This is a genomic window from Rhizobacter sp. P2_H3 (assembly GCF_056403355.1).
On record NZ_JBFUFQ010000209.1, the window covers coordinates 1 to 10,141 of the forward strand.

The following is a 10,141-nucleotide window of genomic DNA, read 5'->3' on the forward strand; positions in this document are numbered from 1 at the left end:
ATCGAGCTCGGTGGGGTGCGGGCGGCCTACCTGCGGCTGCGCAGCCTCGGCAGCGGGCCGGTGCCGGAACTCACGGGGGCCGAGGCGACGAGCGCGACGCTGCAATGGCCGCAACCTGCGTTGCAATGGAGCGAGCCGATCGCGCCGGCGAGCTGCGATGCGCAGCATTGCGACTACACGCTGCCGGCGGTGGCCGTGGAGGCGCTGGAACTGCTGCCGCACGATGCGAACACGGTGGCGCGCGTCGGCTGGCTGGTGCGGGGCGAGACCGCGCCGCGCCAGCATGGTCACCGCCACGGATTGCGCCGGCACCTGCATGCGCTGCGCGACAAGACCCCGGCGCCGCTGCCGGTACCCGAGCCCGGCTGGCAGCCGCTGGCCGACGGCAGCGTGTGGTGGCTGCGGCTGCCGACGGGGGAGTCGCGCTCGCCGGTGTTGCGGCTCGATGGGGCGGTGCACGCGCAGCTGCGGCTGCAGGTGGCTGGTGGCGTGGCGCAACTGGGAGCGCAGCCGCCGCAGCTGCGCATCGGCGTGCGGGCGCGGACGCTGGTGATGCTGGCGCGCGGCAGCGGGCCGCATCGGCTGAACTGGGGGGACCCGGCGCTGGCGACGCCGGTGATGTCGCTGGGCGAGCTGATGCCTGCGCGACGCGGCGGCGATGCGCTGCCGGCGGACCGGGCGGTGCTGGTGGCAGAGGCGGCACCGGTGGCGTCGCCGGTGCTGCCGGCGGCGTCGGCGCCGGTACTTGCGCCGAAGACATCGCGCGCGTGGCTGTGGGGCGCGTTGGTGGCCGGGGTGGCGCTAATGGCGGCGATGGCGTGGTCGTTGTTGAAGGGAAAAGGTTGAGGATGGAACGAATGGCGTGAGGCCGGTACTCAGCGACCTGTTGAATTCACGGGGCGCGGATGAACCAGCAGCAGGTGATCGTCATCAGAAAGCGGACGACGAAGGCGCCGCCCACGCCGGCCAACACGCCCCGCAAGCCTCATCAGCAACACCGCCTTCAGCGCGAGAACAGCGGCCGGCACCTGAAGGGCCTGCGCCTGACCACCCCTTCATCCAGGCACACGTTGCCCGAGCCGGTGCCTGGTGGTGCCTCGCCGCCCCAGCTGTCTGCGGTGCTGCGGCGTGCACAGACCGTGGACCTGGGCGATGACGGCTCGGCGCCTGGTTGGACGTTGCTCGCGTCGGTGCTGAAGAGCTGCCCTGACACCGCCACGCTGCAGAGGTCGGTCGCGTCGGCAGTCGCATCGACCGGGAGCATCGAGGCCTTCGTCGCCTCGGCCGGCGAATGCCTTGGGCAGGCTCGTCAACTCGCCGAACGCGCGTCGCTCGACATCGCGTCGCGCTGCCGCCTGGGCGATCTTCTGCATCACTGCCTGGCGATGCAGGCGCTGTGGCTGACGGACGATGCGGGCCTGCTGACGCCGCTGATCGATGGATTTCTGGCGGTTGCGGCATTCGATCCGCAGCAGCGGCCGGTAGCAAAGCTCGCTGCCGCGCGACAGATCCTGAAGGGTCTGGAGGATCGCAGGTCCGACGAGGGCGAGGATGCTCTCGGCAAGGTCCGCATCCAGGTGCACGAACTGGCGGCTCAGGTGGCAGGTCGCCAGACGCGGCGCGTGATGGCCGCGCTCGAGGACTGGGGACTGACGCGCGACGAGATCGACGACTGCCTGAACGACGACGATGTGCTGCAGGCTTTCGTCTGCCTGCTGGAGGGGGCTGCGCTGATGCCGGAATTGCGGCGTGACGCCGAGGGGCTGCCGCAGGTCGCCAGATTCGCGCCCATCACGGCGTCTTCGTCCGACGTGGCTGACGTGGTGGGTGCGATGGCTGCTCAGGGGCGATTCCCGCTGGCCGTGCAGTTGCTGGCTGACCACCTGTTGAACCGATCGACCATTGACGACAGCGACGAGGCCTTTCCGAGGCTGCTTCGACTGTGCGCCTTGCTCTGGGATCAGGTCGAGAAGGGAGGCGTTTCGCGCATCACACTGTTCCGGAGCGCGGAGCATGTGCGCCTGCTGCTCGATGGCGGCCTGGTGCGTGGAGCCTGGCTGACGGCGATCGCCACCCGGCTGCTGGGAGACATCAGGCTGCCCACGCGGGACAGCAGGCTGGTGCAGCTCGACCACATGACCAGCGTGTGCTGTGTGCTGCAGGCGGTGGCATCGGGCACGTGCACGGGGGGCTCCGAGGCAACGATTCTGCAGGTTGCAGCCGACGTGGCGGCGGACTGCCCTGGCTGGGGGCGCGAAGCGATCGAACAATGGGTGCGGCGCTGCGACGAGGTCACGCCGGGCCGGTGGCATTCACGCTTCCTGGCATGCCTTGGCGCGCGACTCGATCGGATCTCGCAGATCCGGTCGGCACGCGACGACCTGCACACTGGCGTGTTCCCCTTCACGTTCGTCCGCTCTGGCGGATCCGAGGCCGTCTACTGGGAGTCTGATCCGTCTTGCCGGCAGCGTTCCTTCCGTTGGGAATTGCATGGCGTTGCGTTCATGGCCTTCGCTCACGCCCGACTGGATCAGGCACTGGAGATCGATCCTGCTGAAGCGCGCCAATGGTTCGACATCGTGCGTGCGGACCTTCGACCCGAGCGAGCCAGCGACCGGGCAAAGTTGCTCGCACTGGTCATGCGGGCGATGAGTCGGTCGAAGGAGCTTCTTGACGACATCACGATGCGCGACAGGCTGGAGCAGCTTGCGTTGGAGCCCGCCACGGTCCGCTGTGCGATGGCGCTTTGCGGCATTGACGCATTCCAGCTGTGCGTCGAGATCTCCTCGCACAAGGGAATCAATGCCTCATCAAGCGGTGTCCGGAGCTTGCAGAGGCAGTTGCTGCGCAGCCCTGTGTTCGAAGTCATGTGCACTTCCATGCTGGGCATGCGCATGCTCGACGACCTGCTCGGTCGTGTGGTGTCGGATCCCTCGCTGCTGGAGCGACAACCGATGCGCCAACTGCTCCGCATGCTGGCCGACACCGAGGGCGCTCGCCCTCCGTGTCGTTCGCTGGTGTCGCATCCGATGCTTCGCGCGGCCTTGAATCGATTCGGCTCGGACCTCCGGCCCGCCATGCTCGAGTGCCTGCTGCTGCTGCCCCTGGCAGCGCGGAGCCGGCGTGCGCAGGCGATGGGCATCACGCTGCCGGATGGCTTGTCTTCCCTGTTCGCATCGACGGGCAAGGATCGGCATCGTGCGCTTCACCGATTGCGCAGATCGCTCGAGACCGCCGAGCCACTCGATCCCCGCCTGCGGCTGGCGGCGCTGGGGGCGACAAGGGCAGATTCCCTGTCTGTGTCGAGCAGCATGCCGCTGGCCGATGGCCTGCTCCTGCTGCACGAGGCCTTGTCGCCCACCGCAATATCGCAAGGGCCAGGCGAGAGGCGGGTACAGCGTCTCGTGGACCTCGTTCGACTGACCTTGCGACTGCTCCATGAACGACCCGACGAAACGTCACAGGCCTTCTTCCATCTCTTTCCTCCGCTGGGCGATCCAGCCGACGCCGAATCGATGGTCGCATCCCAGGGGTCGCGGGCAGTCGAGTCGGGCGGTCGGGCCATGCAGTCCAAGGGGACACCGGGGCTGTTCGCGTTTGCAGCGTTGCTGACCTGCCTGTACCTGATCGAGGAACAGCCACTTCCCGTGGCGGACTGCTTCGAAGCGGCGAGCCTGGCGAGGCTGATGTGCGCGGCGTTGTGGCTGGATGAGGGACGCGGACTGCGATGCAGGCAGCAACTCGCGCAGGCGCAGCGGCACTCGCATCGGGTCCGGCATTGGTTGCTCTCGCCGGGCTGGTTCAGTGGCTTGCGAGCCGAACTGTTCGAGGCCAGCGCTGCCATGCCGGGTTGATCATCTGATTTTGCAGAGGTGTTTCACAGCTGTTACTCCCCATCCGACGCCCTTGCGGAATAGACACGCTATTGCCGCGCTATTGCCCGTCTTGCGTCAGCGTGGTCCCCGCAGAATCCGTTTTCAGGGACACACCAGCGAGACCTCCATGAACTCTGACTCCATCGACCGTTCCTGGCGTGCACTGCCGGCGCTGCGCCTGCCGCTGTCGGGCTTCCTGGAAGAGCGGGGGCAGGGGGTCGACAACCTGCTGGCCACGCTGGTGCGCCGCATCACCGGCGGCAACCTCGCCTACCTCGGCGTGCCGGCCGACCTGGTGTACCGGCTCGCCTGCCTGTGCAGCCGCTGGTCGCCGGACCTGCAGGAGTTCATCGCGCAGGTGCTGGAGCGCAGCGGCAACCTCGATCACTTCCTGACGCAGCCGGCCGCGACCGACCACCACGCCGACATGTACGGCCTGCTCGAAGCCAGCATCACCGCGGCCGAGTTCGCGATGAACGCCGACCACGACGCGCGCAGCCGCAAGCCGCTGCCGCCGATCGTCTCGGAGCTGCAGCAGATCTGCTCCGCCACCGCCTTCCTGTTCGACCTCGGCAAGGTCTACAGCGAACACCCGGGCCAGGACCTGCCGCGCAGCGCGCGCCGCCAGTTGCAGCCGCACGCCGACCTGTCGCGCTGCTGGCGCAGCAGCTGGACCACGCTGGCACGCCGCAACCCGATCCTCGCCGCCTGGCTCGACCAGGTGGCCGGCCGCCGCTCCGGCGCGACTGCCGCGGTGCGCGCCGCGCGCGCGCTGACGCACAACGCGGTGCGGGCGAGCTGGCGCAGCGACAGCCAGCTGTTGCCCGTCTGACGGCCGGTCCGACCTGACAGGCATGCGGCTTGCCGCCGTTCGGGCATCAACCCGAACGGAGTGCAGCATGCCCACCCATACCGCCCGCAAGACCTCGCCATCCGACCGACCGCGTGCCGACGAGGGCGATGCGGTCGCCGTGAAGCACCGGCGCATCCAGGCCGCGCAGGACAGCGCCGACGCGAAGAAGGGCCCCACCGACAAGCAGAAGAGCAAGGCACCGGTGCAGGCCGGTGCCCGTGAGCAGCCGGCCCGGCTGCCCGCACAGCACATCGCCAAGCCGGGGCTGGAAGCCGAACTCGAGCTGAAGCCCAAGTTCCTCGCGCCGTACTACGAAGGCAGCCACAAGCTGCAGGACGCCGCGGCGCTGATCACCGGCGGCGACTCCGGCATCGGCCGCGCGGTGGCCGTGCTGTTCGCGCGCGAAGGCGCCGATGTCGCGATCGTCTACCTGAACGAGCACGAAGACGCCGAGGAGACGAAGCGCTGCGTCGAGGCCGAAGGCGGCCGCTGCGTGCTGATCCCCGGCGACGTGCGCGACCCGGCGTTCTGCCGCGATGCGGTGGCCCGGGCGGTGAAGGCCTTCGGCAAGCTCGATGTGCTGGTCAACAACGCCGCGTTCCAGGAGCATGCCGACGCGATCGAGGACATCACCGACGAGCGCTTCGACGAGACGCTGCGCACCAACGCCTACGGCTACTTCCAGATGGCCCGGGCCGCGCTGCCGCACATGGGCCGCGGCGGCGCGATCATCAATACCGGCTCGGTGACGGGGCTCGAGGGCAGTGCTCACCTGCTGGACTACGCGATGACCAAGGGCGCGATCCATGCGTTCACGAAATCGCTCGCGAGCAACGTGCTGCACCGCGGCATCCGCGTCAATGCGATCGCGCCGGGACCGGTCTGGACGCCGCTGAACCCGGCCGATGCGCCTGCCGAGAAGGTCGCGGCATTCGGGCAGCGCACCGACATGCACCGCGCCGCGCAACCCGAGGAGCTGTCGCCGGCCTATGTGTTCCTCGCGTCGCCGGCCTGCTCGGGCTACATCACCGGCATCGTGCTGCCGGTGACCGGGAGCATCGGCGCGATCTGATCCGGCTGGCTTCGGCGGGGAATACTGTATATATTTACAGGATGCCCCGGAAGTTCAACCCCATCCAGTCCCGCCCGCCGATCCAGCCGCTCGTGCCGATGCCGGCGCCCGGCGCCACCAAGGGCCGCGGTACCGCGTGGGCCATCGAGCACCGCTTCACGACGCGCGGCGGCGAAGACTTCGACGACGGCTGGGGCACGCTCGAGCAGCAGGCGAGCGAAGAGCACCTGCCGCGCGCCACGCAGATCATCGAGGAGCGGGTCAAGAGCATCCTCACGAGCAACGACTCGCCCGACGTGCACTTCGACCTGTCGATCAACCCCTACCGCGGCTGCGAGCACGGCTGCATCTACTGCTTCGCGCGGCCCACGCACAGCTACCTCAACATGTCGCCGGGGCTGGATTTCGAGACCCGCATCATCGCGAAGGTCAACGCCGCCGAACGCCTGCGCGAGGCGCTCGCGAGCCGCGCCTACGAACCGCAGATGCTGAACATCGGCTCGGCCACCGACGCCTACCAGCCGGTCGAGCGCAAGCTCGGCATCACCCGCTCGGTCATCGAGGTGCTGCACGGCTGCGACCACGCGTTCTCGATCGTCACCAAGTCGTCCGGCGTCGAGCGCGACCTCGACCTGATCGCGCCGATGGCGGCGCGCGGGCTGGCGGCGGTGTACGTGTCGGTGACCTCGCTCGATGCCGAGCTCTCGCGCATCCTCGAGCCGCGCGCCGCGTCGCCGCAGCGCCGGCTGCGCACGATCAAGACCTTGGCCGAGGCCGGCGTGCCGGTGGGGGTCAGCGTGTCGCCGGTGATCCCGTTCATCAACGAGCCCGAGATCGAGCGCATCGTCGAGGCGGCTGCCGAGGCCGGCGCGCGTTCGGCCTTCAGCATCATCCTGCGCCTGCCCTGGGAGGTGAACCCGCTGTTCCAGCAGTGGCTCGACCAGCACTTCCCCGAGCGCGCGGCCCGTGTGATGGCGCGCATCCGCGACATGCGCGGCGGCAAGGACTATGACGCCACGTTCAGCAAGCGCATGAAGGGCGAGGGCGTGTGGGCCGAGCTGATCTCGCAGCGCTTTCGCAAGGCCTGTGCGCGCCACGGCATGAACCGCGTGCGCACCGAACTCGACCTGACGCTGTTCCGCAAGCCGCGGCTGCCGCCGGCGAACGGACAGGGCGAGTTGTTCTGACTCAGTCCTTCAGGTCGGGCTCGAAGAAGATCCAGCGGATCGACGGAAACGCGGTGCGCAACCCAGCTTCCACCCGGTTGATCGCCTCGATCAGCGCCACGTCCGACGGCTGCGGCGCCATGCGCGCCTTCACGGCCACCATCACGTCGTTGCCGAGCTGCTGCGTCAGCAGGTTGTAGATCTGCGCCACCTCGGGCTGCGCGGCGATGTGCTCGCGCATCGCGGCCAGCACCGTCGGCTCGGCGCTCTGGCCGACCAGCAGCGACTTGACCTGGGTGCCCACCAGGATCGCGACCACCACCAGCAGCACGCCGATGACGATCGAGCCGATGGCATCCCACATCGGGTTGCCGGTGAGCACGGCCAGGCCGATGAAGGCGAGCGCGGCGACCAGGCCGCCGAGGGCTGCGAGGTCTTCGCCGAGCACGACGATCAGCTCGCTCTGGCGCGAGCGGCGGAACCATTGCCACAGCGTCTGCGCACCGCGCTCCTTGTTGATCTCGCGCAGGCAGCCCCACAGCGAGACGCTCTCGGCGACGACGCCGAACGCGAGGATGGCCATCGCGACGCCGGCGTATTTCACCGGCTCGGTGTCGTGCAGCTTGTGCACGCCTTCGTAGATCGAGAACAGGCCGCCCATGCTGAACAGCATCAGCGCGACGATGAAGCTCCAGAAGTAGATCGCCTTGCCGTAGCCGAGCGGGTGGTCGGCGGTCGGCGCCTTCTTGGCTTCCTTCAGGCCCCAGATCAGCAGGCCCTGGTTGCCGCAATCGGCGTACGAGTGGATGGCCTCGGCCAGCATCGACGACGAACCGGTGAACACCGCGCCGACGGTCTTCGCGATCGCGATCGCGAAGTTGGCGCCGAGCGCGAAGAAGATGGATTTCAGGGAGTCGGAAGAGGCGGACACGGCTTCCCGTTCGGAGTCGTTGGAAGCGGGGACTTTAACTGCGTCGTTCTTTGTGGTTGTTGCGCATTGGTGCGGAAGGCGCGAGCGGGGAGTCTGGGGCTCGCCGTCGCGCCGGTCTTCGCCCCTGGCGGGGCGAAGACTCCCCTGCGCTGACTGGTTTCATGGCCCGTCGCCCAAACTCCCGCCACTCACTGCGTTCGTTGTGGTCAAACAGTGGGCGACAGTCAGTTCACGAAGCGCGCTGGCGCACGCGGGCCATGAAACCAGCCAGCTCCGGCGCCCCCTCCTTATTGGCGCACCACAGCCTCCCCGCACCCGCCTTCTGCCACCGCCCTGCCTTTGGGGAGGTGACAAGCGAACAAGTGGGGGTTGAGCCCGGGTTGCACCCGGGCGCGTCCATGCGAGAAAGATCTACCTGCAGCGGGAGAACACGTCCAGGTCGCCGCGATAAACGCTCGTCTTCGCCCGCATCAACCCCAGCACGCTCGGCACCAGGTTGTCGTGGCTCAACGCCACGTCGCGCTGCTTCTGCAGACACTGCATCGCGATCCCGGTCGCCGCCTCGGTCTGCGGCGCCAGCCACACCACCATCGGAACGTGCTTCTGCTCGCGCGGCGCGATGCCGTAGGGCAGGCCGTGCAGGTAGAGGTTGTTCTCGCCGAGCGATTCGCCGTGGTCCGACAGGTACAGCAGCGCCGGGTCGTAGGCCACCGCCTGCTTGCCAAGCCAGGCTATCGCCTGCGCCAGCACGCTGTCGGTGTAGGCGATCGAGTTGTCGTAGGCATTCAGCAGCTGTTGCCGCTCGCACTGCTGCAGAACGTTGGTCGTGCACTCCGGCATGAAGGGCTTGCGGCCCGGCGGCGAGCGCTTCGAGTAGGCCGGCCCGTGGCTGCCCATCTGGTGCAGCACCAGCACCACGCCACGGGCGCGTCGATCGGCCGGCAGCGCGGCCAGCCGCTGGTCGAGCCCGTGCAGCAAGGCCTCGTCCAGGCACTCGCCGCCGTCGCACAGCCCGGCCGGCATCGGCGCGGCACCGGCTGCGAGCCGGTACGCATCGTCGTGCGGCACGCGCTCGCACAACCCCTTGCAGCCGGCCTGGTTGTCCAGCCACAGCACCGCCAGCCCGGCCCGCTGCAGCACATCGAGCACGTTCTCGTAGTCCTGGTCACGCGATTCGTAGGCCTGCTTGCCCAGGTGCGAGAACATGCACGGCAGCGAGGTGGCCGTGCTGGTGCCGCACGACGTGACGTTGCTGAAGCTGACGACGCCCTGCGCCGCGAGGCCCGGCGTGGTGGCCCGCTCGTAGCCGTTCAGCGCGAAGTGATCGGCGCGCGCCGTCTCGCCGACCACCAGCGCCAGCAGCAGCGGCTTCGCGCCGGGCGCGGGCGGCGCAAGCGCCACGTCAGTGCCGATCGCGACCGGTGGTCCGGCCGGCCGCGCGTTGGCATCGTGCACCAGCATTCCGAGCGCATAGAACGAGTTCAGCGGATTGATCTTGTAGCGCAGCGTGTTGTGGGTGCGCATCGTCGACGCGAGGTCGGCGAACAGGGCGCCTGCCACGACCACCATCACGACCAGCGCCGCAACCAGCCCCAGCAGGTTGCGGCCGGCCTGTCGCCACAGGCCCGGCGCCTGCAGCGGCCGGCGCCACAGCCACGCGAGCGGCAGCACCGCGATCACGAGCACGCTCGCCGCCATGCGCAGGCTCAGCAGGTCGCGCGTCTCGCGCATGTCGGTCTGCAGCACGTTGGTCATCATCGTGCTGTCGATCACGACGTTGTAGGTGCCCATGAAATGCGCACCGAAGGCCGCCGCCAGCAGGAAGAGCCCGATCGCCGGCTTGATGCTCCAGCGCCAGGCCAGCAGCGTCAGCACGATGCTGGTGAGGCACGCGACGATCACGCCGAACGCGACGATGAAGAGCGTGCCGCGCGGGCCCTGCATCTCGGGCAGCGCCCGCAGCGACTGCCACAGCGGCCAGTTCGCGAGGGTGGCGATCCACACGCTCGCCAGCACGGCCAGCGTCAGAGGGTTCCAGGAGGTGGAGGAGGGGGGGAACAAAGCCCGGTTGCGGCCAAGGTGCATCCGCAAATTGTCGCAGCAGCAGGATGAGGCGAGGCTTAGGGCAAGGCCTCGATGCCACTGTCCGGGGGCCTCAGGGTGCGTCAGCGGGTGCGGCGGTTTCGGCCTCGGCGGGTGCCCCGCGCTCGCGCAGCGTCAGCGCGCCGGCCTGGCGGCCCGCGG

The 10,141-nt window shown here is 68.8% G+C and carries 7 protein-coding genes; 5 read left to right on the plus strand and 2 right to left on the minus strand.

The features are described 5' to 3' along the window. The 5 genes from AC1D1T_RS25845 to AC1D1T_RS25865 all read left to right on the plus strand — a co-directional run. The coding region (locus AC1D1T_RS25845) for a DUF3999 family protein (protein ID WP_477992751.1) at positions 1–846 on the plus strand (846 nt) is incomplete at its 5' end. A 59-nt stretch (positions 847–905) separates the two neighbouring features. Then, the gene (locus AC1D1T_RS25850; protein ID WP_477992752.1) at positions 906–3,854 is read left to right on the plus strand and encodes a hypothetical protein; all 2,949 of its coding nucleotides are present in this window, start codon (positions 906–908) and stop codon (positions 3,852–3,854) included. Positions 3,855–4,002: 148 nt separating this feature from the next. Next, positions 4,003–4,707, plus strand: coding sequence for a hypothetical protein (locus tag AC1D1T_RS25855; protein ID WP_047508905.1), 705 nt, complete (start codon positions 4,003–4,005; stop codon positions 4,705–4,707). A gap of 67 nt (positions 4,708–4,774) precedes the next feature. After that, entirely contained in the window at positions 4,775–5,800 is a 1,026-nt protein-coding gene (locus AC1D1T_RS25860) for an SDR family oxidoreductase (protein ID WP_477992753.1), read from the plus strand. A 98-nt stretch (positions 5,801–5,898) separates the two neighbouring features. Then, on the plus strand, positions 5,899–6,987 hold the full coding sequence (locus AC1D1T_RS25865) for a PA0069 family radical SAM protein (protein WP_477992755.1): 1,089 nt from the start codon (positions 5,899–5,901) through the stop codon (positions 6,985–6,987). Between the two features lies 1 nt (position 6,988). Here AC1D1T_RS25865 and AC1D1T_RS25870 read toward each other — a convergent pair whose 3' ends face one another. Beyond that, positions 6,989–7,897, minus strand: coding sequence for a cation diffusion facilitator family transporter (locus AC1D1T_RS25870; protein WP_477845246.1), 909 nt, complete (start codon positions 7,895–7,897; stop codon positions 6,989–6,991). Positions 7,898–8,308: 411 nt separating this feature from the next. Then, complete coding sequence (locus tag AC1D1T_RS25875; protein WP_477992754.1) at positions 8,309–9,913, minus strand: phosphoethanolamine transferase; 1,605 nt, start codon at positions 9,911–9,913, stop codon at positions 8,309–8,311. Between the last annotated feature and the right edge of the window lie 228 nt (positions 9,914–10,141).